The sequence below is a fragment of the Arthrobacter sp. NPDC090010 genome (assembly GCF_044748305.1).
In the GTDB taxonomy this organism is placed as follows: Bacteria; Actinomycetota; Actinomycetes; order Actinomycetales; family Micrococcaceae; genus Arthrobacter_E.
In genome coordinates, this window is sequence record NZ_JBIVFT010000001.1 from 253,945 (window position 1) to 280,574 (window position 26,630).

General features: G+C 66.2%; 21 protein-coding genes. 14 read left to right on the forward strand and 7 right to left on the reverse strand.

The genetic code is table 11. The features are described 5' to 3' along the window. The first annotated feature begins 74 nt into the window (after positions 1 to 74). Complete coding sequence (guaB, locus tag ACIPXZ_RS01215) at positions 75 to 1,586, forward strand: IMP dehydrogenase (protein WP_400590285.1); 1,512 nt, start codon at positions 75 to 77, stop codon at positions 1,584 to 1,586. Between the two features lie 83 nt (positions 1,587 to 1,669). On the opposite strand, the gene ACIPXZ_RS01220 is transcribed toward guaB, so the two are convergent. Next, a complete protein-coding gene (locus ACIPXZ_RS01220; protein WP_400590287.1) occupies positions 1,670 to 2,668 on the reverse strand; it encodes an ABC transporter substrate-binding protein in 999 nt (332 codons plus the stop codon). A 155-nt stretch (positions 2,669 to 2,823) separates the two neighbouring features. Here ACIPXZ_RS01220 and ACIPXZ_RS01225 point away from each other — a divergent pair, with 155 nt between their 5' ends. From ACIPXZ_RS01225 to ACIPXZ_RS01235, 3 genes are read left to right on the forward strand one after another with little or no spacing between them, the layout of a single operon-like run. Then, on the forward strand, positions 2,824 to 3,867 hold the full coding sequence (locus tag ACIPXZ_RS01225) for a FecCD family ABC transporter permease (protein ID WP_400590289.1): 1,044 nt from the start codon (positions 2,824 to 2,826) through the stop codon (positions 3,865 to 3,867). Beyond that, positions 3,864 to 4,931: a FecCD family ABC transporter permease gene (locus tag ACIPXZ_RS01230; RefSeq protein ID WP_400590290.1), complete on the forward strand. Its 1,068-nt coding sequence runs from the start codon at positions 3,864 to 3,866 to the stop codon at positions 4,929 to 4,931. Before ACIPXZ_RS01225 ends, ACIPXZ_RS01230 begins: the two co-directional genes overlap by 4 nt. Continuing rightward, a complete protein-coding gene (locus ACIPXZ_RS01235; RefSeq protein ID WP_400590292.1) occupies positions 4,928 to 5,728 on the forward strand; it encodes an ABC transporter ATP-binding protein in 801 nt (266 codons plus the stop codon). Before ACIPXZ_RS01230 ends, ACIPXZ_RS01235 begins: the two co-directional genes overlap by 4 nt. A 74-nt stretch (positions 5,729 to 5,802) precedes the next feature. Here ACIPXZ_RS01235 and ACIPXZ_RS01240 read toward each other — a convergent pair whose 3' ends face one another. Next, positions 5,803 to 6,198 carry a MarR family winged helix-turn-helix transcriptional regulator gene (locus ACIPXZ_RS01240; protein WP_400590294.1) on the reverse strand — a complete coding sequence of 132 codons (396 nt, stop codon included), beginning with the start codon at positions 6,196 to 6,198 and terminating at the stop codon, positions 5,803 to 5,805. An 84-nt stretch (positions 6,199 to 6,282) separates the two neighbouring features. On the opposite strand from ACIPXZ_RS01240, the gene ACIPXZ_RS01245 reads away from it, so the two are divergent. Beyond that, on the forward strand, positions 6,283 to 7,758 hold the full coding sequence (locus ACIPXZ_RS01245) for an MFS transporter (RefSeq protein ID WP_400590296.1): 1,476 nt from the start codon (positions 6,283 to 6,285) through the stop codon (positions 7,756 to 7,758). A 113-nt stretch (positions 7,759 to 7,871) separates the two neighbouring features. Here ACIPXZ_RS01245 and ACIPXZ_RS01250 read toward each other — a convergent pair whose 3' ends face one another. Genes ACIPXZ_RS01250 through ACIPXZ_RS01260 form a run of 3 tightly spaced genes read right to left on the reverse strand, consistent with a single transcriptional unit; the run spans position 7,872 to position 10,194 of the window. Beyond that, on the reverse strand, positions 7,872 to 8,519 hold the full coding sequence (locus ACIPXZ_RS01250; RefSeq protein WP_400590298.1) for a hypothetical protein: 648 nt from the start codon (positions 8,517 to 8,519) through the stop codon (positions 7,872 to 7,874). Positions 8,520 to 8,526: 7 nt separating this feature from the next. Beyond that, complete coding sequence (locus tag ACIPXZ_RS01255; RefSeq protein ID WP_400590300.1) at positions 8,527 to 9,156, reverse strand: hypothetical protein; 630 nt, start codon at positions 9,154 to 9,156, stop codon at positions 8,527 to 8,529. Between the two features lie 51 nt (positions 9,157 to 9,207). Beyond that, positions 9,208 to 10,194, reverse strand: coding sequence for a hypothetical protein (locus ACIPXZ_RS01260; RefSeq protein WP_400590302.1), 987 nt, complete (start codon positions 10,192 to 10,194; stop codon positions 9,208 to 9,210). Between the two features lie 152 nt (positions 10,195 to 10,346). On the opposite strand from ACIPXZ_RS01260, the gene ACIPXZ_RS01265 reads away from it, so the two are divergent. From ACIPXZ_RS01265 to ACIPXZ_RS01285, 5 genes are all read left to right on the forward strand, one after another. Next, positions 10,347 to 11,477 (forward strand): GuaB3 family IMP dehydrogenase-related protein, encoded by a 1,131-nt coding sequence (locus ACIPXZ_RS01265; protein WP_400590304.1) that lies wholly within the window; start codon positions 10,347 to 10,349, stop codon positions 11,475 to 11,477. Between the two features lie 322 nt (positions 11,478 to 11,799). Beyond that, positions 11,800 to 12,111 carry a hypothetical protein gene (locus ACIPXZ_RS01270; RefSeq protein ID WP_400590306.1) on the forward strand — a complete coding sequence of 104 codons (312 nt, stop codon included), beginning with the start codon at positions 11,800 to 11,802 and terminating at the stop codon, positions 12,109 to 12,111. A gap of 281 nt (positions 12,112 to 12,392) precedes the next feature. Continuing rightward, a complete protein-coding gene (locus tag ACIPXZ_RS01275) occupies positions 12,393 to 13,100 on the forward strand; it encodes an excalibur calcium-binding domain-containing protein (protein WP_400590308.1) in 708 nt (235 codons plus the stop codon). Between the two features lie 224 nt (positions 13,101 to 13,324). Then, positions 13,325 to 15,061 carry a glycerol-3-phosphate dehydrogenase/oxidase gene (locus ACIPXZ_RS01280; RefSeq protein ID WP_400590310.1) on the forward strand — a complete coding sequence of 579 codons (1,737 nt, stop codon included), beginning with the start codon at positions 13,325 to 13,327 and terminating at the stop codon, positions 15,059 to 15,061. Positions 15,062 to 15,142: 81 nt separating this feature from the next. Continuing rightward, the gene (locus ACIPXZ_RS01285) at positions 15,143 to 15,631 is read left to right on the forward strand and encodes a PTS sugar transporter subunit IIA (protein WP_400590312.1); all 489 of its coding nucleotides are present in this window, start codon (positions 15,143 to 15,145) and stop codon (positions 15,629 to 15,631) included. Between the two features lie 202 nt (positions 15,632 to 15,833). Here ACIPXZ_RS01285 and ACIPXZ_RS01290 read toward each other — a convergent pair whose 3' ends face one another. After that, entirely contained in the window at positions 15,834 to 17,603 is a 1,770-nt protein-coding gene (locus ACIPXZ_RS01290; protein ID WP_400590598.1) for an ABC transporter ATP-binding protein, read from the reverse strand. Positions 17,604 to 17,658: 55 nt separating this feature from the next. Continuing rightward, positions 17,659 to 19,368: an ABC transporter transmembrane domain-containing protein gene (locus tag ACIPXZ_RS01295; RefSeq protein ID WP_400590314.1), complete on the reverse strand. Its 1,710-nt coding sequence runs from the start codon at positions 19,366 to 19,368 to the stop codon at positions 17,659 to 17,661. A gap of 201 nt (positions 19,369 to 19,569) precedes the next feature. On the opposite strand from ACIPXZ_RS01295, the gene ACIPXZ_RS01300 reads away from it, so the two are divergent. The 4 genes from ACIPXZ_RS01300 (at position 19,570) to ACIPXZ_RS01315 (ending at position 26,608) form a co-directional block, all read left to right on the forward strand. Next, entirely contained in the window at positions 19,570 to 20,433 is an 864-nt protein-coding gene (locus tag ACIPXZ_RS01300) for an SURF1 family protein (RefSeq protein WP_400590316.1), read from the forward strand. After that, positions 20,430 to 20,915, forward strand: coding sequence for a DUF3817 domain-containing protein (locus tag ACIPXZ_RS01305; RefSeq protein WP_400590318.1), 486 nt, complete (start codon positions 20,430 to 20,432; stop codon positions 20,913 to 20,915). Before ACIPXZ_RS01300 ends, ACIPXZ_RS01305 begins: the two co-directional genes overlap by 4 nt. Before the next feature lie 174 nt (positions 20,916 to 21,089). Next, complete coding sequence (guaA, locus tag ACIPXZ_RS01310) at positions 21,090 to 22,637, forward strand: glutamine-hydrolyzing GMP synthase (protein WP_400590599.1); 1,548 nt, start codon at positions 21,090 to 21,092, stop codon at positions 22,635 to 22,637. Between the two features lie 194 nt (positions 22,638 to 22,831). Then, positions 22,832 to 26,608, forward strand: a complete 3,777-nt coding sequence (locus tag ACIPXZ_RS01315) for an AAA domain-containing protein (protein ID WP_400590319.1) — start codon at positions 22,832 to 22,834, stop codon at positions 26,606 to 26,608. Positions 26,609 to 26,630 lie beyond the last annotated feature (22 nt).

Genomic DNA, 26,630 nt, shown 5'->3' on the forward strand with positions numbered 1-26,630 from the left:
CACGGACCAGACCCGTAATGACTGGCTGGTCATCTGCTGCACACCCACCCGGTAACCCCGAAAGAGTCGCACTCATGACCACCCCCGAACACGATCCGTTCGCACTCATCGGCCTGACCTACGACGACGTCCTGCTCCTCCCCGGGCACACGGACGTCATCCCCTCCGAGGCCGACACCTCCTCCCGCATCTCCAAGCGCATCACGGTCCAGACCCCGCTGCTTTCGGCGGCCATGGACACCGTGACCGAGTCCCGCATGGCCATCGCCATGGCACGCCAAGGCGGCCTGGGCGTCATCCATCGCAATCTGGCCATCGCGGATCAGGCCGATCACGTCGATCGCGTCAAGCGCAGCGAGTCCGGCATGATCACCAACCCGCTCGTGATCGGCCCGGACGCCACACTCCTGGAACTGGACCAGCTCTGCGCCCGCTACCGCGTGTCCGGACTCCCGGTGGTGGATGGCGACAACCGCCTGCTGGGCATCATCACCAACCGCGACACCCGCTTCGTGCCGGAGAGCGAGTACTCGAGCCGTCTGGTCCGCGACATCATGACCAAGATGCCGCTCATCACGGGCCGCGTGGGCATCAGCCGCGAAGAGGCATCGGATCTGCTTGCCAAGAACAAGATCGAGAAGCTTCCCCTGGTGGACGCCGACGGCCGTCTTCAGGGGCTCATCACCACCAAAGACTTCACCAAGGCTGAGCAGTACCCTCTCGCCACCAAGGACGAGGAAGGCCGCCTGCGTGTCGGCGCCGCGATCGGATTCTTCGGTGACGGCTGGGAGCGTGCGATGACCCTCGTGGAGGCCGGCGTCGACGCGCTCTTCGTGGACACGGCCAACGGTCACTCCCAGGGCGTGCTGGAGATGATCTCCCGCCTGAAGAAGGAGAAGGCCGCGGCGCACGTGGACATCATCGGTGGCCAGGCCGCCACCCGTGAGGGTGCTCAGGCACTCATCGACGCCGGTGCCGACGGTATCAAGGTCGGAGTCGGTCCGGGTTCCATCTGCACCACCCGCGTGGTCGCAGGCGTCGGTGTTCCGCAGATTACCGCGATCTACGAATCCGCCAAGGCGGCCAAGCCGGCCGGTGTCCCGTTGATCGCCGACGGCGGCCTGCAGTACTCGGGCGACATCGGCAAGGCCCTGGTGGCGGGCGCCGACACCGTCATGCTCGGTTCGCTGCTGGCTGGTTGCGAGGAGTCCCCGGGCGACCTCATCTTCGTCAACGGCAAGCAGTACAAGAGCTACCGGGGCATGGGGTCCTTGGGGGCCATGCAGACCCGCGGCAAGAACACCTCGTACTCGAAGGACCGTTACTTCCAGGCGGACGTCTCCGGGGACGACAAGCTCATCCCCGAGGGCATCGAAGGCCGTGTCGCCTACCGCGGCCCGCTGTCCTCCGTGGCGTACCAGCTGGTGGGCGGCCTGCGCCAGACCATGTTCTACGTCGGTTCCCCGACCATCCCCGAGCTGAAGGCACGCGGCAAGTTCGTCCGCATCACCCCGGCCGGTCTCAAGGAGAGCCACCCGCACGACATTCAGATGACCGTCGAGGCACCGAACTACACCTCACGCTGAGTCTCCTGAACAACGACGACGGCGGCGGGTCACCCGGAAAGGTGACCCGCCGCCGTCGTCGTTCGCGGGGTGGCGACGGGGCGTCAGCTCTTCACGGCGAGCTGGGGGTCCACACCGAAGTGCTCTGCCAGCTTGCTCAGCGCCGCATTGGCACCCTGGAGGCTGACCGAGGTGGCGAAGACGGTGTCGCTGACTTCGAGCACGTCTCCCTTGAGGGACTTCCACAAGGGGTTGGCCTGGAACTTGTCCCGCAGCTTGAGCGCCTTGTCGCCACCGGAGGCGGTGGCCGAGGTGACGATCAGACCGGCGTCCGCCTCCAGCAGCTTCTCCTGCGAGAGCTCGGTGAAGATGGTGTCCTTGGAGTCCGGCTGCCCCGCGGGCCGGGGGATGCCTGCGTCCTTCATGATCTCGCCGAAGAACGAGTTCGTGGAGTAGAGCCGTGCGGTGTCCTCTCCGGAGAACCGCAGGTAGGAGTAGGTGAGTCCAGGCTTCTTCGCCAGGATCTCGGCGCCGACCTTCTTCGCCCGGGCCTCGTAATCGGAGATGAGTTTCTCGGCCAGGTCTTTTTTGCCCAGGGCGTCCCCGAGCATGACGATGTTCTGCTTCCAGGTCGGGCCGGTCGTGGTGGAGAAGACGGTCGGTGCGATCTTGTTCAGCTGGCCGTAGAGAGCCTCGTGCCGGACCTTCGCCGAGACGATCAGATCGGGCTTCGCATCGAGGATCTTGTCCAGGCTCGGCTCGGCCAGGGAACCGACGTCGACTGCGTCCTTGGTCTGGGCGCTGACGTCGCCGAGGTAGTCCGGGAAGCTGACGTCGCCCTTGCGGTAGATGGTGTAGCCTGCGATGTCCGCGCCCAGAGCGAGAGCGGCATCGGTGTAGCTCGGGTCGAGGGTCGCCACCCGGACCGGCTTGGACTCGATCGTGGTGGTTCCCATGGCGTGTTCGATCGTCTTGGGGAATTGCGTGTCGGAGGTGCCGGAAGCGGGGGCCGCCGGCGCGGAACCACCGCAGGCGGTCAGGGTGAGGAGTGCGGCGGCCGCGGCCGTGCCGAGCAGGGATCGCGTGAATCGGGTTCGGAACATGGGTGCCTTCGTCAAAGGGGAGGGGGGACCCCGGAACCTCGTCATGCAGGTTCCGGTTCGGACTAAGGCAAGGCTTGCTTTAGTCATGTTGCTAGACTGTAGCGGCACGGATCGAATACGTGCAATTTTTGTCACGTATTTATTCTGGAGGTCCGGTGATCACTGCTGAGCTGTCACGCTCATCGCGCCGCGAGACCGGACGACGGCGTTCGCCCGTGCGGGGCCTGCTGATCGCCTGCGCGGCCCTCGGGGTCGCGCTGATCGCCAGCGTGCTGTTCGGCGGGCTTGAATCCAGCCTGGCGGACGTCTGGCATGCGGTGGTCTCGCCGACAGGTTCGGAGGCCGACGTCGCGATCCGTGACCTCCGCTGGCCGAGGACGCTCAACGGCCTCGTTGTCGGCGTGTGTTTGGGGATTGCAGGCTGCCTTACTCAAGCGCACACCAGGAACCCCATCGCAGACCCAGGCCTGCTGGGGATCTATTCCGGGGCGGCGTTGGCCGTGGTGACCGGCTCACTCACCGGGGGCGCTGCGTTCGAGTCAGCGCCGGTTCAGGCGGCGCTCGCGTTCGTCGGGGCATTGCTCGCCAGTGCCCTGGTGTTCGCCGTCGGTTCGGCCAGCCGGCACGGGGTCACCACTGTCACCTTGGTGCTGGCCGGTGCCGCGGTGACCGCCTTGGCCGGCGGCGCGGTGTCCATGATCGTCCTGAGCAACGATGCAGCGCTGGACACCCTGAGGTTCTGGCAACTCGGTTCCATCGCGGCGCGGGGCGGCATGATCCCCGGAATTCTTCCCTTCGTTCTTCTCGGCCTCGTCCTGACGGTCCTGAACGTCGGCTCACTCAACGCACTGGCCCTCGGGGAGGAGGCCGCTGCTTCCCTGGGGGTGGACGTCAGAAGATCCAGAATGCTTGGGGTCGCGGCGATCGCCGTCCTGGCCGCCTGCGCCGTCACTCTGGCCGGGCCCATCGCCTTCGCCGGTCTGCTGGTGCCGCACATGACGCGATGGCTCGTCGGGCACGATCACCGCTGGCAGGTCCCGGTCGGTGGGCTGCTCGGCGCGGTCGTGTTGCTTCTTGCAGACACGGCGGGACGAGTGGTGGCAAGGCCGGGGGAACTGCCAGTGGGGGTGCTCCTGGCGGTCCTCGGAGGTCCATTCTTCATCTATCTGGCTCGCCGTAAGAAGCTGGTGGCGCTATGACGGGATGGGCTCTTCGGGTGGGCGGGGTGTCTCTCGTGGTCAGGGCACGACCCCTCCTTGTGGCCGGCCTCGCTGCTGTGGTGCTCCTGGCGGCGGTCCTGGCACACCTCATGCTTGCAGGGCGTCCCTTGGCCTTCAGCGAGGTACTGTCCGGGCTGTCCGGTTCGGCTGCGACTTCTCCTCGCTTGAGCCTTCAGGTGACGGAGTTCCGCCTTCCGCGGACAGTGGCCGGTGCCGTGGCGGGCGCTTGTCTTGCCGTCTCCGGAGCGTTGACTCAGAACGTGGCGAGAAACCCTCTGGCGACCCCCGAGATCCTCGGCGTGACTGCGGGAGCCTCTCTAGGTGCTGTCTCTGTGCTGGTCATCGCCGGCGGCGGAGCGGGCGGGCTCAGTGGTGCCGCGGCAGCCGTTGGGCTGCCACTCGCCGCCGGGTCCGGTGCGCTCCTGTTTGGAGGTGGAGTGTTCCTGCTGGCCATGCGACGGGGCAGCGAGATCCTGGACAGTAACCGGATGGTCCTGGTGGGCTTAGGGGCAACGGCGTTGGCGACGAGCCTTGTGACCTGGCTCTTGACCCTGGGGGACGTGAGTAATGCTGGGCAGGCCCTGACCTGGATGAGTGGTTCCCTCAATGGCAAGGACTGGGACACGGTCACTCCCATGGTGGTTGTCGCCCTCCCCTTCCTGCTGCTCAGTGCCTTTGCAGGACGGTGGCTGCTCCTAGGGGCTTTTGATGACAACACCTCCCGGAGTCTGGGGCTGCCCTTGCGCAGGAGCAGACCCCTTCTGCTCCTGCTGTCCGTGCTCCTTGCGGCGGTAGGCACTGTGCTGGCCGGACCTGTGGCGTTCGTCGCCTTGGTGTGCCCGCTGGCAGCACGCCAGCTGAGCGGCGCGGTGGTGCCGCCTCTGGGGGTCGCCGCCTTGCTGGGAGCCGGATTCGTCGTCGTCGCCGATCTGGTGGCCGGATTCCTGCTCCCGCACGCCTTGCCTGTTGGTGTGCTCACCACTGTTCTCGGGGCTCCTGTGCTGATCGCATTGGTGCTTCGCTCTCAAAGGAGGACCTCGTGAAGGCTCAGATCCTTGTTGCGGAGGCGTTGAGCCTCGGCTTCGACGGCCGTACCGTCGTACACGGCGTGAACCTCGGCTTGGAGGAGGGGAGCGTGACCACGATCATCGGCCCGAACGGCTGCGGCAAATCGACGCTCTTGAAAGGAATGTCCCGCTTGCTCAGGCCGCGCCATGGACGAGTCCTTCTTGAAGGGCGTGATCTGGCGGAGTTCCCGCAACGGGAACTGGCGCAGCGCATCGCCGTCCTGCCCCAGACTCCGCTCGCTCCCAGCGGGCTCACGGTCTCCGAACTTGTCACGCGGGGCCGGCATCCGCGTCAGAGGTGGTATCAGCAGTTCTCCGCGGGAGACGAAGCGGCGGTGGCCTCGGCGCTCGCCGCTACCGACATCACGGCTTTGGCGGACAGCGCTTTGGACGATCTCTCCGGGGGACAGCGCCAGCGGGCCTGGATTTCCATGGCCCTGGCGCAGGAGAGCGACATCCTCCTACTGGACGAGCCGACCACGTATCTCGACCTCGCGCACCAGGTGGAAGTCCTTGAACTCGTGCGGACGCTGAACCGTCAGCTGGGCAGGACCGTGGTCATGGTGCTTCACGACATTTCCCTGGCGGCCAGGTATTCAGACCGGATCATCGCGATGAAGGACGGGGCGCTCCGGGCTCAAGGGAGTCCTGCCGAAGTGGTGACGGAGGAACTGTTGTGGGACGTCTTCGGATTGCGGGCGCTCGTCACCCCGGAGCCTTCCGAAGGCCGTCCGCATGTGATTCCGCTGGGCAATGAGTCTCTGCCCATCTGACACGAAGTGGCAGCTGATGCCCCTAAAACCGAGTTTTAGGGGCATCAGCTGCCACTTCGTGTCAGATGTGGGCCTCAGGCCGGATGTGCCGAGGCCTCCAGCGTGCTCTGCAGCACTTCGCGGTGCACCTTGGAGGCATCCTGGTGCAGGGTGGCACCTGCGTCCGTCAGGCCCACCACCAGCGAACGACGGTCATTGCTGCATGCTGAGCGATGCACATAACCGCCCTTCTCCAGGCGGTCCACGATCTTGCTCAAGGCGCTCTGCGTCATGGGGGAGACCTGCGTGAGGTCTTTCATGCGGCATTCCGCATCCCCGTACTCGGCCAGCAGGTCGAGGGTCTCGAAGTCATTGAGGCCGATGCCGAAGTGGGCGCTGAGCTCGCGATCCAAGACGTTCGAGGTCTTGAGGTAGCAGTTCTGCACGGAGCGCCATTGCTCGACGAGCGGTTCCGGATCCGTAGTAGACATGCCCCGATTTTAGTCCATGACGGAATATTTTTCCATAGAAACTTTTTCCTTGTCATTCAATGATGAGTCATATAAGTTGGCGTCATGGAATCAGGAACCGCACTGACCACTGCTCCCGTGGCAGCGAACGGGACCAGCCGCGCCGCGGCTGCAGGTCTCGCTGTCACCGACCTTCTCTGGAACCGCCGTACCTGGCTGCTCCTCGTGACCCTCTGCATCGTCCTGGCCCTCGACGGGCTGGATGTCTCGATGGTGGGTGTCGCCCTTCCGTCCATCGGGCATGAACTCGGTCTCGGAACCGGTGCGCTCCAGTGGATCGTCTCCGCCTACGTCCTGGGCTACGGTGCGCTCCTGCTGCTCGGCGGTCGGATGGCTGATCTGCTCGGCCGCCGGAGGGTGTTCCTCGTGGCGCTGACCGTCTTCGGGCTCGCCTCGCTTCTGGGCGGCCTGGTGAGTGACCCCACGCTGCTGATCGCGACCCGTTTCATCAAGGGACTCGCCGCCGCTTTCACCGCTCCGGCAGGCTTCTCCATCATCACGACCAACTTCTCTGAAGGCCCGGCCCGCAACAAGGCGATCTCCATCTATGCGACCTTCGGCGCCAGCGGCTATTCGCTCGGGCTGGTGGTCGGCGGCTTCATGACGGAGCTGAGCTGGCGCTGGACCTTCCTGGTCTCCGTGCCCGTCGCCGCCGTGGTGCTCCTGATGGCTCTGCGCTTCATCCCGCGTGACCGTCCCGCAGCGGAAGGAGGGCACGACGTCTGGGGTGCACTCACCCTGGCGGTCGGCATGCTGGGTCTCGTCTTCACCGTCGTACAGGCCCCGGACTCCGGCTGGGCATCGCCGTTCACGATCGGCGGCTTCGTCCTCTCGGCCGTGATCCTGGCTCTCTTCGGTCTCGTGGAGACTCGGACCAAGCACCCACTGATCCGTTTCGGAATCCTCAAGGAGGGCTGGGTGGCGCGCGCCAATCTGGCGGCCGTGGCCCTCTTCGGCTCCTACCTGAGCTTCCAGTTCATCGTCACGCTGTACCTGCAGTCAGTTCTCGGCTGGGCACCGCTGGCGATGGCACTGGCTCTGCTGCCGGCAGGTCTGCTCGTGGTGAGCAGCGCGCCGTTCGCAGACAAACTGATCGACCGCTTCGGGGCCACCCGTCTCATCGTGATCGGCCTGACCGCGCTTGCCGCGGGGTACATCTGGTTCCTGCGGATCGGGCCCGAGGTTAACTACGTGGTGGACGTGCTGCCGTCGGTGCTGCTGCTCGGCGTCGGATTCGCGCTCGGCTTCCCGGCTATCAACGTCCAGGCGACCGCAGGCATCCACGACGACGAGCAGGGGCTCGCCGCGGGGCTCATCCAGTCCAGCACTCAGGTCGGCGCCGCGCTGGTTCTTGCGGTCACGACGGCGCTGGTCACCTCCGGCTCGCACGGCGGTTCACCGACGCATGATGCGGCGGCGATGCTTGCCCAGTTCAAGCCGGGGCTCGTGCTCAGCATGGTGGTCGCCGTCGTCGGGCTCGCCATCGCGGTGGTTCCAGGGCGCCGGCGGTCACGCGTCTGATTCACCCCGCGAAGTAACAGTTGACGCCCCTAAAACCCAGTTTTAGGGGCGTCAACTGTTACTTCGCGGGGTGAGGGGCTGGCCGGCAGCGTGGCCGGTCCGCAGTAGACGGCTCAGAGGGGCCCGTAGCTCGCGTTGCCGACAGGGTCCCGCCAGGTGGCGAGATCCGCTTCCAGAGCCGCGCGCAAAGGCTGTCCCGACTGTGCCCGGCGCCGGAAGGAGTCCCGTGCCCGGCCCAGAACGGCCGACGGGATCACGATGCAGGCCACGAGCAGCAGCACGAACAGGACGTAGGCTCCCGTCAGCCCCGCCACCGTGCCGATGCCCCGGGAAGCGATCCCCGGTGCCACAGCGGCGAGGATCCCGCCCAGCAGCACCGCCAGTACGGCTGCCATGATCATGCCGCCGCGGGCTGAACCCGGACCGCGTGACACCAGAGTCCGTGAGGTGTTCGGAAGTGCCGAGCGGGTCCGTTTCCAGAGGAGCAGCCCCAGAGCGAGGAGTCCGGCTCCCAGGACGCCGAGCACCAGTGCGGCGACGGGGTTGCCCGTCATGACGGTGGTGAAGGCTCCGCCGAGGATCAGCAGAGGACCGGTGGCGATCGCGCTGCTCCAGCCGGCGGCCACGGTCCCCTGAGCGTCGGCGAGTTGCCGCAGCCGGGACGGGGCGTTCGGTGGGCTCAGGCGGGCGAGCTCCGGATCCAGCCAGTGGTCCAGTGAATGAGAGGGCTGCTCCAGCGGAGCGGGGTAGGGGACCGTCATGCCGCTGTCAGAGACCGAGGCCTTCGCGCAGGCGCGCATCCAGATCGCTCACGGCCAAGGGGGTGGACGGGAGGTTCTCGCCCTCGCCCAGAGCCAGTGCCAGCGAACCATCCGCCTCGGCCTTGACGTTCACGGACTTGAAAGAGCCGTCGGCGAGGTGACGGCGCAGGGTTGCCGCGGCGGGCCGGCCGTCGGGAGCCGTGCCGAGGTAGTAGTCCACCATCTGCACCGCCGTGGTGAACATGCCGTCCGAGCTCGTCAGGGGGCGCAGCTCGTGGACACCGTACTTGCTCAGGCTGAGGACCAGGGCACCATCGGCCGCTCCGAAGAGGAAGTAGACGTGGTCGGCCTCCGGGGTCACCAGAGCGACCTCCAGCCAGGCGTCCGAGTTGGCCAGCACCCCGGTGACCGCCACGGCCGGGCCGGTGGGGAGGAGGCTGTTCTGCTCCACGGTCATGAGGCCACGTTCCAGCAGAGTGGCCACGCCGGCCTGTTCCAGGGGAGCGCCCGCAGCATGGTCCAGGCGGAACATGGTCTGGCACTTCTGAGCGCCCGGAGTCCCGGCCAGGGCGATGAGGGCGATGAGTTCGTGCTCGGTGATGAGCAGGGGAGCGTCGTCTGGGGTGGTGGTGGTCATGGCAGCCTTCGTGTCGACGGTTCTGGGTTTCAGTCTAGAGAAGCCGGGTCATCAGGTGAGCCAGCCCCATACCTTCTTGGCGCCGTCGGCTACGGCGTCGACGGTCTTCTTGGCTCCATCCGCCACGGCGCCGACCACGTTCTTGGTGCCTTCCCACACGTGCTTGGCGCCGTCCGCCACCATCTCGGAGGCGGAGCCGTAGCCGAGGTTCGTGGCCAGCAGGCCGAGTCCACCCCAGGCGATGCCCGCCACGGCGAAGAACGGTCCGGCGCCGGGAATGAAGCTGCCGGCCGCGAGAACGGTGGAGATACCGCCGTCGATGGCCATGCCGGTGTTCCCGGTGGAGATGCCCTGGGCCAGCTGGAGGCCGCCGGTCACCACGCCCAGACCGCCGGAGAGGCGGCCGAGCATGGAGGTCCCGTTGAGGAGCTGGGTGCCCTTGACGTAGCCGGTCTCGGCGGCCATGCCGTACTGGGCGCTCAGCCAGGGCCACTTGGTCAGTTCGGTGACCAAGCCGCCCTTGGCCATGGTGGCCAGGAGGTTGTCCGTGTAGAGGCCCGCACCGGTGACCAGAGCATTGCCGGTCCACCATTCGGGGCTGCCAGCGACGGACAGGATACCCTCCAGACCGGTGGGGGCGCCGGGGGTGCCTGGTCCGGCCGGGCCGCCAGCTCCACCCGAGCCTCCGGGACCGCCGTTCCCAGCAGGGCCGCCAGGTCCACCCGGTCCACTACCGCCCGGGCCGCCGCTCACGGATCCACCGTTGGTGCTGGCGCTCTGCTGTTCATCGGCCTGAGCGAGCAGCAGCTTGGAGCCGTCGCTCAGTGACTGGGACGCCTTGTGCAGCATGGGGCGCAGGGTGCCGCTCCATTCGCGCCGGAAGCGCTCGCCGTCTTCACCTTTCCAGGCGACTCCGGACACCAGGCTGTTCACCTGCATCTCCGTGTTCCTCAGACGCGAGCCGGACAGACCCATCGACTTCGACAGGGCTTTCAGCTGCTCGACGTCTGCGCCGTAGAAGCCCGGTGCCATGGGCATCCTCCTCTGAAGTGGTGTGACGGGCGGATCCTTGCCAGCTTAGGTGGTCGGGGTGTCATGGGCGATGGGCAGAGGTCCCCATGTGCGGCTGCAGACGTTCGCGGAAGCGAATGGAAAGAAGCTTGTCGCTTGGACTCAGTAGACTGGACCTCGTGACTTACGAGATTGAGATTGGCCGTGGGAAGCGTGGACGCCGCGCGTATGGACTCGACGACATCGCGATCGTCCCCAACCGCCGCACCCGTGATCCGCGTGACGTGAGCGTCTCCTGGCAGATCGATGCCTACAAGTTCGACATGCCGGTCATCGCAGCGCCCATGGACTCGGTCATGTCGCCGGCCACGGCCATCCGGCTTGGAGAACTCGGTGGTCTGGGCGTCCTCGATCTCGAGGGACTGTGGACCCGGTACGAGGATCCGCAGGCTCAGCTTGACCGCATCGCGGAGCTGACGGCGGAAGTGCCCAGCCCGGTGGTCATCCGTACCCTTCAGGAGATCTATCAGGCTCCCATCAAGGCCGAGCTGATCACCCAACGTCTCGCTGAGATCCGCGCCTCCGGTGTCACGGTGGCCGGTTCCCTCACCCCGCAGCGGACTCAGGAGTTCTACGAGACCGTGGTCGCGGCCGGTGTCGACATCTTCGTCATCCGCGGCACCACCGTCTCCGCCGAGCACGTCTCCAAGACCACTGAGCCGCTGAACCTGAAGCAGTTCATCTACGAACTCGACGTTCCCGTTATCGTCGGTGGCGCTGCCGGATACACTCCGGCCCTCCATCTGATGCGCACCGGTGCCGCCGGTGTGCTGGTCGGCTTCGGCGGAGGGGCCACCACGACGACGCGTCGTGCGCTCGGCATCCATTCGCCGCTGGCCTCGGCCATCTCCGACGTCGCCGCGGCACGCCGCGACTACCTGGACGAATCCGGCGGGCGCTACGTGCACGTGATCGCCGACGGCGGCATGGGCAGCTCGGGGGACATCGTCAAGGCGATCGCCATGGGTGCCGACGCCGTCATGCTCGGTTCGGTGCTTGCGCGTGCTGAAGAGGCCCCGGGCAAGGGCTGGCATTGGGGTGCCGAAGCGCATCACCCGGAGATGCCGCGCGGAGACCGCGCGTTGATGGGTACGGTCGGGCCGCTGGAAGAGGTTCTCTTCGGGCCGGGTCATCACACTGACGGCACCTCCAACCTGATCGGTGCGCTGCGCCGTTCGATGGCGACCACCGGGTACTCCGACCTCAAGGAGTTCCAGCGCGTCGACGTCGTGGTCCGTCCGCGTCAGTAGCCGCCAAGGCCTGACGCTGCGCCGTGCCAGCTGCAAGGCCCTCACGTTGCGCCGTGTCGAGTCCGCTAGTGGTGCCGTGAGTCAGCTACTCCGAGTAGCTGACTCACGGCACCACTAGCGGACTCGTTCGTTAAGGGCCAGCCGATGGCGCGCCGGTTTCAGCCGGACCGCGGTCATGATTGAAATAACCCGGACGGTCGGTATGTAATTTCGATGACGAATGTTACCGTCTCGAGGTATGACCCTTCAGCCTCCACATTTTCAGGCCCCGCCTCCGCCACTTGTCAGCATCGGCAACGTCCACTTCACGGAGCATCATGTCGTGACGCCCGCTGGGTCCTGGCCTCTTCGGGACGTCAATGTGACGACCACGGACCAGACCGCCACCACCACGCACACTCCGGGCTGGGCGATCGTCCTGGTGATCCTGTTCATCTGGTTCTTCTTGCTGAGCCTGCTGTTCCTCCTTGCCCGGGAGAGCAGGGTCCGGGGATACATCGCGGTTCACATCCAAGCGGGTGCGTACTCGTATACCGAGCAGGTTCCGGTGGCGTCAGAAGGTGCCCGGGCAGACGTCATGAACCGGGTTCTCTTTGCTCAGAGCCTGATCGGCCGGGCCAGAGTGGGTCAGTAGGAACTCTGAGATCGACCATCTGCCGAGTCCGCTAGTGGGGCCGTGAGTCAGCTACCCGAGATAGCTGACTCACGGCCCCACTAGCGGACTCGGCGGATGTTGGGGCGGATTGCGACTCCTGTGGCATTGTCTCCACGCCTTGACGAGAAGTTAATTTGGTGTACCAATACTGGCCTCCTCTACAGTGGCGGATCACTGCACCTTTATTTCTCTGGGGGAAATAGGCCATGTTCTTTCGTCGTATTCAAATTTCGGGATCCCATCGCCGATCTATTCGCCATATGTCGTTCGCTGCGATCGCTGTCGCATTGGCGCTTCTGCTGTCAGCCTGTGGCAACGACCTGCCCCAGAAGACCGCACCGCCGTCGTCGAGCCCGACGCCGACTCTCGAATGCCCCAGCCCGGAACCGACCGCGACGGTCACGGTCACTATGGGGGCAGCTCCGGAGCGCAGCCCTTCGCCGTCGGTGCCGGAGCCGTGCCCGACTGCGACTGCGACGGTCCGAGTGGCCTTGCATCACTCCGGCGACACGTGCACGACGATCGGCGACAAGTATCTTGCCGTGGATCCGGCCCTGCTCTGTTTCAGGAATGAGAAGGGCAAAGCGCTCTGGTTGACCGCAGCTCAGGTTCGCAAGGCCCAGGCGGCGATCACCGCGGCCAAGGCGGAAGCATCGCGCAAAAAGGCGGAGGCGGAAGAGACGGCCCGGAAGAATGCCGCCGCCGAAGAGACAGCCCGTCAGAAGGCTGCGGAAGAAGAGCTGAACAAGGCCGCCGAGGAAGCTCAGCAGCCGACGCAGCAGAAACCCAACTACCTCGTTCCGCAAGCACCGAAGAACGACCCAGCGCCGGTTCAGCAGGCTCCGTCAGCGTCCTACTACCCGAATTGTGCTGCGGCCCGAGCCGCTGGGGCCGCCCCGATCTATGCAGGTCAGCCGGGGTATCGGGCAGGCCTGGACCGTGATGGAGACGGCATCGCCTGCGAATAACGCTCATCGTTCGCCCTGCACCTGCCGAGTCCGCTGTCCGGGCCGTGAGTCAGCTACCCCGGGTAGCTGACTCACGCCCCCACTAGCGGACTCGGCGGTAGGTGGGCTGTGGGCAGGGCTGGATCGGCGTGTTTCAGAATGCTTGGGACCCCGCGCCCCTCGCCGGTCTGGACCTCACGCACTAAGCTTGAGGAAAGTTGCAGCCACGCACTATGGAGGCCTCCATGAGTCAGCAGTCCAGCAGCAAGGTTCTCGGTCCGGAGCAGCGCGAACGCTCCATTCGGGCCCTCAAAGAGACCGCCCAGCCCGGCCAGGAACTCGACATCCTGATTGTCGGCGGCGGCGTGGTCGGTGCCGGCGCGGCCCTCGACGCGGCGACCCGAGGCCTCAAAGTGGGCATCGTGGAACAGAACGACTGGGCCTCGGGAACCAGCTCCCGCTCTTCCAAACTGATTCACGGCGGCCTGCGTTACCTCGAGATGCTGGACTTCGCACTCGTGACCGAAGCCCTCCAGGAACGCGGCCTGCTCATCCAGCGGATCGCGCCTCACCTGGTCAGGCCCGTGCCGTTCCTTTACCCGCTGAGCAAGCGTTTCGTGGAACGTCCTTACGTGGGCGCTGGCATCCTTCTCTACGACACCCTGGGTATGACCAGCGGAAACGCTCGCGGTGTCCCCATGCACAAGCACCTGACGCGACGGGGGACCCTCAAAGCGGCCCCGAGCCTCAAGGACGACGCGATGGTCGGTTCCATCCGCTACTACGACGCGCAGGTCGACGACGCGCGTCTGGTCGTCAACCTCGTCCGGACCGCGGCATCGTACGGAGCACATGCTGTCAACCGTCTCAAGGTGGTGGACTTCCTCCGCGAAGGGGAACGCGTCGTGGGCGCCCGTCTGGAGAACATGGAGGATGGCAGCAGCTTCGACGTCCGTGCCCAGCAGGTGGTGAATGCCACCGGTGTCTGGACCGACGAGACGCAAGCGCTCGTCACGGACCGCGGCCAGCTCAAGGTGCGGGCCTCCAAGGGCATCCACCTCGTGGTTCCACGCGACCGTTTCCAGTCCACCGTGGGTCTCATCCTCCGTACGGAGAAGAGCGTCCTGTTCGTGATCCCTTGGGGCCGGCACTGGATCATCGGAACCACTGACACCGACTGGAAACTGGACAAGGCCCATCCGGCCGCGTCCAGCCAGGACATCGACTACCTCCTGGAGCACGTCAACAAGGTTCTCAAGAGGCCTCTTACCCGAGAGGATGTGGAGGGCGTCTACGCGGGTCTGCGCCCGCTGCTCGCCGGTGAGAACGACTCGACCGCGAAACTCTCCAGAGAACACGTCGTCGCGCACCCGGTTCCGGGGCTGGTCGTCGTGGCAGGCGGCAAGTTGACCACGTACCGGGTCATGGCCAAGGACGCGGTCGATGAAGCAGTGCGCGGTCTCGACGAGCGTGTGGCGCCGAGCTGCACGGACAGTATCCCTTTGCTCGGTGCGGAAGGGTTCAAAGCCGCCTGGAACCGCCGGCACCGCAGTGCCGACGAGGCGGGCGTCCACGTCGCCCGCGTGGAACACCTGCTCAACCGGTACGGGTCGTTGACCAGCGAACTTCTGGATCTCATCCGTGAACGGCCCGAGTTGGCGGAACCACTGCCCGGGGCGGATGATTATCTGGGTGCCGAGGTGGTCTACGCTGCCACACACGAAGGCGCCCGCCACGTGCATGACGTTCTCACTCGGAGGACCAGGATTTCCATTGAAGCGTGGGACCGGGGAGTCTCCGCGGCCCCTGTGGTCGCCAAACTCATGGGAGAGGTACTCGATTGGAGTCCGGCCCAGGAGGAGAGCGAAGTCAAGCACTATCTGGCCCGGGTGGAGGCAGAACGACTCTCCCAGGAACAGCCCGACGACGAGTCCGCGGATGCGGCCCGTCTCGGGGTGGAAGACATCGTTCCGTTGCGGTGAAGCCGCAGGCCGACGCCCACTCGCGTCGGCCTGGGACCTGGGGGCGCCCGCCGTGCCGGAAGTTTGAAGAAAGGACGCCCCATGTCAGAGGATCTGAACCGCTACGACGCCGACCTGACCCTGCCCGGCATGGTCATCCTGGAGATGGTCGCCGCTGATCGCGAGGATGCAGCCCAACAGCTTGCCGCACGGCTTTTCGAAGCGGGCCGTGTCACCGATCTGGACGGGTTCATGGCCAGCGTCAACGCGCGTGAACATCAGCTCGCCACCGGGCTCCCGGGAGGGATCGGCCTGCCCCACGCACGCAGCGAGTTCGTCACTCAGCCGTCCATCGCCGTCGGGGTCACCAAATACGATCACGCCCTGGACTTCGGCGCCGCCGACGGTCCCGCGAATCTGGTCTTGTTGATCGCGACGCCGGCTCAGTCGTTCTCCGAGCATCTCGAGGTCCTTGCGACGCTGGCGCGTTCGCTGTCCAAGGAGAGCTACCGGGAGTCCTTGCGGCGCGCCGGCGACCCGGAGGTCATCGCGGAGCTCATCAACACCTCATTGGTGTTCTTCGACCACTGAACTGTATCGACCACTGAACTGCAGCTCCCGCAGGCTTCTCTGAGCTCCGTCGGCCGGCTCAGGTACGGGCCGGGTCAGGACGTCCCCCCATGAACGTCCCGGCCCGGCCGGCCTCGATCCGCCCGAACGGTCTGGCGCCCGGCGCCCGGCCGTCAGACCTTCCGGATGTCTCGCGCCCGGTGAACGCATCAGCGGGCGGTGGTCACTCGCTGCGCCAGGACCGCCAGAGCGCGGCGTAGGAACCGTCCAGGGCCAGCAGCTCCTCGTGACTGCCCAACTCGGTGATCCTGCCGTCTTCCACCACGGCCACCCGGTCGGCGTCGTGTGCGGTGTGCAGGCGGTGAGCGATCGCCACCACCGTGCGACCGCTCAGCACTGCACCCAAGGAGCGTTCGACGCTTCGTGCGGCCTGCGGGTCGATCAGGCTTGTCGCCTCGTCCAGGACAAGGGTGTGCGGATCGGCGAGCACCAGCCGCGCCAGGGCAAGTTCCTGAGCCTGAGCCGGGCTCAGGACGTGACCGCCGGAGCCCAATTCGGTCTCCAGGCCCTTCGGCAATGTCCCGAACCAGGACGCGGCACCGACGTCCCGGAGCGCGTCGCTGAGTTCCTGATCGCTGGCATCCTCCTTGCCGAGCCGCAGATTGTCGGCCAGCGTGCCGACGAACACATGGTGTTCCTGGGTCACGAGAGCCACCTCGCGCCGCAGCTCCTCGACGGGGAGATCCACCAGGGGGACTCCGCCGACGGTCACGGAACCGGAACTGGGCGGGTTGATGCCCGCGATGAGACGTCCCAGTGTGGACTTGCCCGCCCCGGAGGGGCCGACCACGGCCAGGCGCTCGCCCGGAGCGAGTTCCAGGTCCACGCCGTGCAGCACATTGCGTCCTGCCCGGTAAGCGAACGTCGCACCGCTGACCGAGATGCGGCTGCCCTCGGGCTGCTCACCGCTCACGGTGCGATCCGCGGGCACCTCCTTGACCCCCACGATGCGGGCCAGCGAGGCGGCGCCGAACTGCAACTCGTCCAGCCAGAGGATGAGTGTGTTGACCGGCTCGCTGAGGGACACCGCATAGAGCGCGACGGCGGCCACGGCACCGGCGGAGACGGAACCTTCGGACACCAGCCAACCGCCCCACAGAACGACGGCGACCGCGGGAAGCCAGAGTGCCAGCTCGGTCACGGGGAACAGCATGGACCGCAGCCACAGCGTGTAGCGCTCCGCTTCGAACGCTTCGCGGATGGCCGCCCGGGTCCGCGAGATCCGCTGAGGTCCGAGGCCGAGCGCGTCCACCGTGAGTGCGCCGTCGGCGGCCTCGGAGATGGTTCCGTCGATGATGCCGTAGGCGGCGTGTTCGCGTTGGTATCCGGGTCCCGAACGCTTGAGGTACCAGCGGGTGATCGGCACGAGGAACGGCGCGCTGACCAGCAGAGCCAGGCCCAGGACGGGGGAGACCAGGAATGCGGCACCCACGGTCAGCACGACGGTCACCAGCGCCACCAGCAGGCGCGGCACGCCGAAGCGCACCGCATGGGAGAGGGCCTCGACGTCGTTGGTGGTGCGGGAGAGCAGGTCGCCGGTTCCCGCACGCTCCACGGTGGACAAGGGCAGTGAGGTGACCTCGCCCATGAACTCCTCCCGAAGCTCCGCGAAGACCTTCTCACCGAGCACCATGGACCGGTAGGAGGCCAGTCGTTGCAGGAACGCCTGCGCCACGACGGAGACGAGGAGCGCCATGCTCAACCCGGTGACCACGGACATGGTGGTGCCCGTGGTCATGGCGTCCACCAAGCGGCCGATGATGTAGGGGCCCGCCAGGCCGGTGATGGCCGCCGCGGCGTAGAACACCATGACGATCGCGAGGGCGCCGCGGTTGCGCTTCAGGAGCCGGACGGCTTCCGTCCGGACCGCCGCCGAGGCAGCGATCGGGAGACGGTTCCCGGGGGAGGGCAGAGCAGATGCGGCCTCCGGCACGTTGTGCCGGGCCTCTTCTTCGTCGAGCAGAGGATCCTCGAAGGATTCCACCGTGCTACTCACTGCGGATCACGACCATTCGGTACTCGGGACAGGATTCCAGCAGCCCGGCGTGAGTGCCGGACAGCGGGGCTCCTGAGGCGGGAAGGAAGACGACGCGGTCCATGGTGTGCAGCAGGAGCGGACTCGCGGTGGTGACAAGGGTGGCGTGGGCTGCGGACTCCCGCGCGGTGCGCAGACCGTCGGCGATCTTCGCCTCCGTATGAGCGTCGACGGCGCTTGTGGGCTCCACCAGCAGAAGGAACTCGGATTCGCTCAGGAGAGCGCGGGCCAAGGACAGCCGCTGCCGCTGACCGCCTGAGAAGCTCCGGCCCTTCTCGTCCACCTCGTGGTCCAGCCCCTCGTCCAGGGCGTCCAGAATGTCCAGTGCCGCGGACGATTCGAGGGCTTGAAGGATGCGTTCGTCGCTGTGCCTGCCCTGAGGGTCCAGGGCGCTGCGCAGGCTTCCGGTGAAAAGCTGTGCTTCGGCCTGGCTGAACACCACGCGGCGCCGCAGCTCGCGCACCGGATAGGAGGCCAGCGGCTCGTCACCCCAGCGCGCCTGGCCCGACTCCTCATCATCGAAGCGGCCCAGCCGCTTGAGGACGGCGGCCGACCGTGCCGGGTCGGCGCAGACCAGTGCGGTGCGCCCCTGCGGAGGGACACTGACGCCGCTCACACCGTCCACCAAAGGAGCGGACGACGGCGCCGCGACAGTCCCGTCGTCGTGCACCAGGGGCGGGGCGGCCAGGAGCTTGCTGGCCTTGCGGGCACCCACTATGCCGCGGATGCCGACATTGAGCGCCTCCGAGCCGGTGCGGATCGGAGCGACGAGGAAGACCGAGTAGCCGTAGAGCGACATCAGCTGCCCCGTGGTGATCGTCCCGTCGAGAGCCAGTGCTGCACCGGTGAAGGTGAAGAACACGCTGAAGGCGCCACCGATCAAGAGCTGTGAGGCTTCCAGAGTGGCGACGGAACGTGCCACCTGATTGCCTTCCTGGCGTGCGAGCTGGGAGCGCTCGCGGTAACGGTTGACGAAGATGCGCTCGCCGCCGATCCCGCGCAGGACGCGAAGACCGGCCACGGTGTCCGCGCCCACAGAGGTCATCTTGCCGGTTGCTTCACGCTGTGCTTGCTGACGACGCTGGAAAGGCTTCACGACGAAGATCAGGAGGGCGCCCAGCGCGGGCACCCCGACGAGCACTGCGATCCCGAGCGGGAGGTGGATGGAGGCCACGAGCGCGGATACCACCAGGTACGAGACGATCGAACCGGAGAGCCGGGCGGTCACATCGAAAAGCTGCCCGAGTCGCGGCGCGTCATTGGATGCCACCGTGACGATCTCGCCCGTGGGCACGGCCCGTCCCACCGACTCGCCACCCTGGGAGACCTTGACCCCGATCAGCTCCTTGGTGCTCAGCGCGGCCTGGAGCCAGTTGCTGACCGCCAGACGATGCCGGATGGCGGAGGTGAGGGCCTGGATGACGGCGAGCCCGAGGAATATCCCGGTCCAGAAGAGCAGTGCATTGAAGTCGCGACCCACCACGCCGAGATCAAGGGCCTTGCCGATGACGAACGGTGCAAAGGCCTGTGACAGCATCCAGATGATGCCGAAACAGAAACCGCCCAGTAGCGTGGGCCATTGCCCGCGGGCCAGCCAGAGTAGGAATTTGGCGGGGGAGAGCCCGAAGGGATCGTCGGAACGGGGGTAAGGGTACTCTCGCACAGAGACAGCCTAGTGAGGCGGACGTCACAGTGGAAGTTCATGTGAAAGATTTCTTTCGGGAAGGGTCTGGAGTAAACACATCCGGACCTCGTGAAACGTCCCGTAGTCACCCTTCGGGGATGGCTGAATCACGGGGCGTGAGGGTGCTCCTGGGGGTGATGGCCCTTTTGGGGAATTCCGAGGTTCAGCAAGTACGGTGGAATGGTGCTGAAAACTGCCCTCAAGCCGCGTTGGATCGCTGGACTGCTCTTCGCGCTCCTCGTATCGACGGTGTTCGTACTTCTCAGCCAATGGCAGTTCGGGCGGTCCACGGAGAACGAAAAAGCCCCCGACACCTCCCTGGAGACACCCAAACCGCTTTCTGAAGTACTCAAGCCCGGCTCGTTCTTCCCCTCGACGGCATCGGATCAGATGGTCACCCTGAAGGGTCACTACGATCCCGCGCGTCAGGTGTTGATCAAGGACCGTCTGCTGCAGGGCGGCTCCGGTTTCTGGGTGGTGACGGCGTTCGCCGTCGACGGCGCTCCGAAGCTGGCGGGTACGAAGTCGACCGCGACGACCTGGATCCCGGTGGCCAGGGGCTGGGTGGCCGACCCCGGCAAGGCGCCCCGCGCCCCGGAGGGAGAGATCGCACTCACCGGCCGGCTGGTGGCGTCCGAGGCACCCACCGTCACGCACCAGGTACCTGAACAGACCTACGCCAACCTCTCCGTCGCCGAACTCATCAATGTCTGGGACGTCTCCAGCTACCAGGGCTTCGTCGGGGCGAGCCAGGAATTGCAGAACGGGCAGAACGTCGGAGCCCAGGACAACGGGGATCTGAGGGCGCTGAACCTCAAGGCGGTTCCCGATGAGAACGGCGTCAACTGGCTCAACATCTTCTACGCCGTTGAATGGGTGGTCTTCGCAGGATTCGCACTCTTCATCTGGTGGCGGCTGGTCAAGGACGACTACCAGAGGCAGCTGGAGGACGCTGAGGACGCCGCGGTGTTCGCCCAGGCGAACGACGAACGGGCGAGCGGCGAACAGCAGGAGACCACCATGAATCACAGGAGCAAGGAATGATCGACCCCAAGCCCGCAGGCACACCTCAGCCCCGTCCCCGTCGTTTCGGCGGCACGGCTCAGCAGATCCGCTCTGCTCTTAAGTTCTACAAGGTACTGGCCTACACCACCGGCACGTTCCTGCTGCTGCTCTGCGTGGAACTCATTCTGCGTTACGGCTTCGGACAGTTCCTGTTCGCAGGCGGCACCGATGCCGCGAGCGGCAAGGCCAACATCCTCGGTCTGGCCTCCGCGGATCCGGCAGGCGTGATCGGCGGAGTCAACCTCTCCCTGGCAGTGCTGATCGTGCACGGCTGGATGTACGTGCTGTACCTGATCTCCAACTTCCGCCTCTGGAGCCTGATGCGCTGGCCGTTCGCCAAGCTCGTGGTGCTCGCACTCGGTGGCGTCGTGCCCTTCCTCTCCTTCATCGTGGAGAAGAAGACCCATTCCGAGGTCGAGTCCGAACTCGCAGCCTCCCCGCAGTCCGTCAGTCGCTACTGAGACGTTCGACGGCGGCCGCAGCGGCCGCCGTCGAACGCTTTCGGCAGGGGTCTGGGGGCGCTTCGGTGTGAGTCGCGCAACCTCCCGGCCCCCCCTGGCGTGCGGGCAGGGCCCGCGGGCACGTATCCTTGATGGGTGACCATTTCCCCCGCCGCTCAGACTTCCCAGCGTCCCGTGCTGGTGGTTGACTACGGTGCCCAGTACGCGCAGCTCATCGCCCGCCGCGTGCGTGAAGCGAAGGTGTATTCGGAGATCGTTCCGCACACCTTGAGCACCGAACAACTCCTGGCCAAGAACCCCGCAGCCATCATCCTTTCCGGTGGCCCTTCCAGCGTCTACGCGGAGGGCGCACCCGCGGTCCCGCGGGACCTCTTCGAGGCCGGTGTCCCCGTCCTCGGCATCTGCTACGGCTTCCAGGGCATGTCCCTGGCCATGGGTGGCGAGGTCGCCCAGACCGGCCTGCGTGAGTATGGCTCCACGGAGACCACCATTCTCAACCAGGACAGCCCTCTCCTGCAGGGCGTGACCGATCACAAGTCGTGGATGAGCCACGGCGACTCCGTGAGCAAGGCCCCGGAGGGCTTCCAGGTCCTGGCCACCACTGCCGGAGCACCTGTCGCGGCCATCGCCAACGAGGAGAAGTGCCTCTTCGGTGTCCAGTGGCACCCGGAGGTCAAGCACTCCGAGGGCGGTCAGAAGATCCTTGAGAACTTCCTCTACAAGGGTGCGGGCCTTGAGCCCAACTGGACCACGGGCAGCATCGTCGAGGAGCAGGTGGAGCGTATCCGCGAGCAGATCGGCGATTCCCGTGTGATCTGCGGGCTCTCCGGCGGCGTCGACTCCGCCGTCGCCGCGGCTCTCGTGCAGCGCGCCGTCGGCGACCAGCTGACCTGTGTGTTCGTCAACCATGGGCTGTTGCGCGAGGGCGAAGCCGAGCAGGTCGAACGCGATTTCGTCGCGGCCACCGGTGCGAAGCTCTATGTCGCCAACGAACAGGACCGGTTCCTGAACGCGTTGGCCGGAGTCAGCGACCCCGAGACCAAGCGCAAGATCATCGGCCGCGAGTTCATCCGTGCCTTCGAAGAGGCCGAGCGTGCGATCATCGCGGAGGCGGCTTCCGAGGGCGAGAGCATCAAGTTCCTCGTCCAGGGCACCCTGTACCCGGACGTCGTCGAATCCGGCGGTGGCGAGGGCACGGCCAACATCAAGAGCCACCACAACGTGGGCGGCCTGCCGGAGGACCTGCAGTTCGAGCTCGTCGAGCCGCTGCGCACCCTTTTCAAGGACGAGGTCCGTGCCGTCGGCGCCCAGCTCGGCCTGCCCGCCGAAATCGTGGGACGTCAGCCGTTCCCCGGACCCGGCCTGGGCATCCGCATCGTCGGTGAGATCACGGGCGAACGTCTCGAATTGCTCCGCAAGGCCGACGCCATCGCTCGTGCCGAGCTGACTGCGGCCGGTCTGGACCAGGAAGTCTGGCAGATGCCGGTGGTACTCCTGGCCGATGTCCGCAGCGTGGGCGTGCAGGGTGATGGCCGTAGCTACGGTCACCCGATCGTGCTTCGTCCGGTCTCCAGTGAGGACGCCATGACGGCCGACTGGTCGCGACTGCCGTACGACCTCCTGGCGCGGATCTCCAATCGGATCACCAACGAGGTCGACGGTGTCAACCGCGTGGTGCTCGACGTGACCAGCAAGCCGCCGGGAACCATCGAGTGGGAGTGATCCCCAGTAGTTGAAGGCCGTGGCCGGTCCGCTTCGCAGCGGGCCGGCCACGGTGCGTTCGCCCGGATTTTCGCTGTGCTTTGGCCTTTCTTGGGCGTTGCAAGACGACGGTGAGGTCCGGGGCGGATACCCTCGAAGGTATGCCCATCTGGTCAAGAGCCTCACGTGCCAGTGCAGAGAAGAAGAAGGAACCCGTGGCGGACACACCCCAATCCGAAGAACGCTCCGAGGAGCTGAGCCGTTGGCTCTCCGGGTTCGCGGCCGTCGCCGGTCCGGACACTCTCCTGCGCTTCTCACGCACGTCCGACGGCGTCATCGACCTGGCACATGCGCACCCTTCGGGCCTGGCGCAGCTGATGGCCGGCCGTAAGACCCGGCTGTCCACCCTCGTCCGGGAATCGCAGGACTACAAGCAGGCGGCGCGGTCTGCGCGGAACATCCGCGCCAAGATCTTCGAGATGCATCAGGACCGGGGGCTCGACGTCGGCTATCTCGCCGCCGGCACCGCGGTCTGGACCTCCGCTGTCGGGGGTAAGCCCCAACGGGTCAGCGCCCCGATCCTGCTCGCCGCCGTGAACCTCAGTCTCCGGCCCGGCGGTGATGACTATGAGCTTCAAGTCATGGAACAGGCGAACATCAACCCGGCCCTGATCCGCCACTTGAAGACCGTGCACGGTATCGTCTTCGACTCGGCGGCCCTCGCACGGCTCGCCTACAGCACCGCACGCTTCGATCCCCAGCCCGTGCTGGAGCGGATGGAGACGGTGCTCGCTCCGATTCACGGCAGCGAGGTGGGACACGATCTCCTGGTCTCCACGTTCGCAGACCTGCCCCAGAACCTTGATGATCCGTGGATCAACGATGCGCATCCCGTCATCGCGGCCCTGGCGGATCCTGAGGCGGCGGAACCCAGGGCGCCTGTCACCGCGGATGAGTTCGCCCCGCTCGACGAGAGGGATCCGGAAGAGGAGTTCCTCCTGCTGGACGCTGATCCGTCCCAGCAGCTCGCCCTGGACGTGATCCGGGCGGGCGAGTCCGTCGTCGTCTCCGCTCCTCCGGGAACCGGACAGACGCAGACGATCGTCAACGCACTCGGCGAGCTGGCGATGGCAGGTAAGTCGGTCCTGGTGGTGGGCGAGCGCAGAACGTCTCTGCAGGAGCTCACCGAGCGGCTCTCGGCGCTCGGTCTCGGTTCCCTCGTGTTGTCCCTCGGTGCCTCGAGTGCTCCGGCACAGCTCAAGGCGCAACTCATCCAGGCGATCGTCCGCAACGAGAAGGCGGAAGAGCCACAGCTGGCCCAACTGCACCAGACGATCCGGGAGCGTCGGCACGCTCTGGCGGAACATGTCGCGTCCTTGCACAATGTCCGGCCGCGCTGGGGTTGCTCGCCGTATCAGGCGATGCAGGCTCTGGCCCAGGCCGTGGCCACGGACACCACTCCGGGGACCACCGTCAGGCTCAAGCGCAGTGTTCTGGACAGCATCAAGGATCGGCAAGAGACCGCAGGGCAGTTGGTACGGGCTGCGGAACTGGGCAGTTTCACCCGCTCCACGGTGACCAGCCGCTGGCATGGGGCCCGTCTGCTGACCCGCAAAGAGGCTCAGGAGGCGCATGAGACCGCAGCGCGGTTGAATGAATCCGTCCCTGCTTTGCGTAGCCGTATGGAGGAGTTCGCCGAACAGGCCCAGCTGCACCTCGGCGCCACGTTCGTGCAGTGGGGCGAGCAGCTCGAGCTGTTCCTCGGCATGCGTGACAGCCTGAGCCGTTTCTCCGTGGAGATCTTCGACCGAGATGTCCACGACTTCATCGCCGCGACGGCTCCGAGCGCTTGGCGGCGGGAGCGCGGCATCGAGATGACCAGCCTCGGCCGGGCGAAGCTGCGTAAGTACGCCAAGGAATTCGTGCGCCCCGGGGTACACATCCTGGACCTTCACGAAAGTCTGAAGGAGGTCCAGGCACAGCGCGAGCAGTGGTCCAAATACGCGGCATCCCAGCGGCATCCGGTGGTGCCGTCGGGTCTGGCCGAACTGGACACACGCTACGCCGATGTGGCGAGGGATCTCCACGCTCTCGGTGAGGCCCTCAAAGGGACTGCTGATGGCAGCGCGCTCGTGGACACTCCTTTGGCGGAGCTGGAACAGCGCCTCGCGGCGTTGAGCGCCGACACGGCAGCCCTGGAGACGCTTCCGGAGCGGACGCTGATCCTGGACAGCCTCCGCGGGCAGGGACTGGATGAGCTTCTGGACGACCTCGCCGCACGCGAGGTGCCTGCCGAAGCCGTCAGCGCCGAACTCGATCTGGCCTGGTGGCAGTCGGTGCTGGAAGCCATGATCAGCGGGGACGACTACCTCGCCATGTCCGACGGCGAGAGCCTGCGCAAGACCGAAGGCGAGTTCCGTCTGGCGGATAGCGCACACATCGCGAGCGGTGCTGCGCGGCTCAAGTGGTCGCTGGCCGAGCGCTGGGGTGCCCTGCTGGAGACCGAGACACGGCAGGCAGAACTGCTGCGCAGCCTCCTCAAAGACGGCCGCGTCAGCATGGCGGCCCTGTGGGCACAGGCCCCCGGGCTGCTGTCCAGCCTGGTTCCCATCTGGACCGTCAGCCCCCACGCCTTGTCGCGTCTGCTGCCGGCCGGGATTCATTTCGACGCGGTCGTGCTCGTCGACGCCGAGTCCATAGCACTGCGGAGCGCTCTCCCGGCGATCGCCCGCGGCACCCAGGTGATCAGTTTCGGTGATGCCAGCATCGGTACCCCGCGCGCGTTCTCCGCTGCGGTGGAACGTGCCGCCGACGGCGAGGGGGACCCCAGGCCGTTGAACAGTACGCTGGACGCCCTCCAGGCGGTGCTGCCCGGCGTGGAACTGCGGCACGCCTATCGTTCGGTGGACGAGGACCTGAGTCTTCAGCTGAGCCGCTCCTTCTACCACGACCGCCTGAACCGTCTGCCTGACGGCCATGCAGTCACCGGCCTTGACCGTGATGTGGTCGTTGAGTATCTCGCGGACGGCACCGGTCTGCCCGTGCCCGGCAAAGAGGCCGTCGAGTCGGTGGCGGCTGAGGTCAACCGGGTGGTGGACCTGGTCTTCGAACATGCGCGGACCCGTCCTCGTCGTTCGTTGGCGGTGGTGACGACCACCCTGGGGCATGCCGCAAGAATCGGGGAGGCGATCCGGCTCCAGCTGCCGAATCACCCACTGCTCGCCGACTTCTTCCAGGGTGCTGGACCGGAGTCGTTCCGTGTGGTGGATCTTGAGCGCGCCAAGGGCCTGGTCCGTGATCATGTGATCTTCTCTCTCGGTTTCGGACGGACGCCGCATGGGCGGGCCTTGCACAGCTTCGGGCCACTGTCCGTGCAGGGTGGGCGGGCTCGCTTCGCGTTGGCGATGTCCCGGGCCCGCCAGCACTTGCACATCCTGAGTTGCTTCCGTCCTGAGGATCTGGACAGGGGCCGGTTGAACCATGGAGCCGCGGACTTCTACGACCTCCTGGACCGTGAGCTGGGCGGCAACTTCTCGCTGGGCAGTCATGCCTCGCGTGCCGCGTCCACCGATCCGGCTCTCGGCGAGGATGCCCTCGTCGCGGATCTGGCGGACCGGCTGCGTGTGCGTGGTGCCAGGGTCTGGCACCAGTACGACGGGGCCATCGACGTGGTGGCGGCAGCAGACCCTCTGCACACCATCGGGAAGGACGATTCCGATATCCCCACTCCCGTGGCGATCGAGTCGGACGGCACGGCCGCGTACCGTGCGCTGAGCATCAGGGAACGTAGCAGGCTGCGTCCCGAGCACCTCGAACGCATGGGCTGGCGGCATGTCTCCCTCTGGACGATCGAGGTCTTCACCGATCCTTCGCTGTGTGCGGACCGGATCGCGTCCTATCTGCATCTGGATGGTGAAGAGCACCCTGAGCGGGGCGACTCCAGCACTGGGTTCATGCAGCAGGTGACACTGCACGACGACGGGGACGAGTGACGTCCCGTCGTTCGCGGAGGGC

What these genes read in the sequence shown, in the direction of transcription:
- guaB (WP_400590285.1), top strand. Translation starts at nt 75, where the DNA reads ATGACCACCCCCGAACACGATCCGTTCGCACTCATCGGCCTGACCTAC.
- ACIPXZ_RS01220 (WP_400590287.1), bottom strand. Translation starts at nt 2,668, where the DNA reads ATGTTCCGAACCCGATTCACGCGATCCCTGCTCGGCACGGCCGCGGCC.
- ACIPXZ_RS01230 (WP_400590290.1), top strand. Translation starts at nt 3,864, where the DNA reads ATGACGGGATGGGCTCTTCGGGTGGGCGGGGTGTCTCTCGTGGTCAGG.
- ACIPXZ_RS01240 (WP_400590294.1), bottom strand. Translation starts at nt 6,198, where the DNA reads ATGTCTACTACGGATCCGGAACCGCTCGTCGAGCAATGGCGCTCCGTG.
- ACIPXZ_RS01245 (WP_400590296.1), top strand. Translation starts at nt 6,283, where the DNA reads ATGGAATCAGGAACCGCACTGACCACTGCTCCCGTGGCAGCGAACGGG.
- ACIPXZ_RS01250 (WP_400590298.1), bottom strand. Translation starts at nt 8,519, where the DNA reads ATGACGGTCCCCTACCCCGCTCCGCTGGAGCAGCCCTCTCATTCACTG.
- ACIPXZ_RS01255 (WP_400590300.1), bottom strand. Translation starts at nt 9,156, where the DNA reads ATGACCACCACCACCCCAGACGACGCTCCCCTGCTCATCACCGAGCAC.
- ACIPXZ_RS01260 (WP_400590302.1), bottom strand. Translation starts at nt 10,194, where the DNA reads ATGCCCATGGCACCGGGCTTCTACGGCGCAGACGTCGAGCAGCTGAAA.
- ACIPXZ_RS01275 (WP_400590308.1), top strand. Translation starts at nt 12,393, where the DNA reads ATGTCGTTCGCTGCGATCGCTGTCGCATTGGCGCTTCTGCTGTCAGCC.
- ACIPXZ_RS01280 (WP_400590310.1), top strand. Translation starts at nt 13,325, where the DNA reads ATGAGTCAGCAGTCCAGCAGCAAGGTTCTCGGTCCGGAGCAGCGCGAA.
- ACIPXZ_RS01285 (WP_400590312.1), top strand. Translation starts at nt 15,143, where the DNA reads ATGTCAGAGGATCTGAACCGCTACGACGCCGACCTGACCCTGCCCGGC.
- ACIPXZ_RS01300 (WP_400590316.1), top strand. Translation starts at nt 19,570, where the DNA reads ATGGTGCTGAAAACTGCCCTCAAGCCGCGTTGGATCGCTGGACTGCTC.
- ACIPXZ_RS01305 (WP_400590318.1), top strand. Translation starts at nt 20,430, where the DNA reads ATGATCGACCCCAAGCCCGCAGGCACACCTCAGCCCCGTCCCCGTCGT.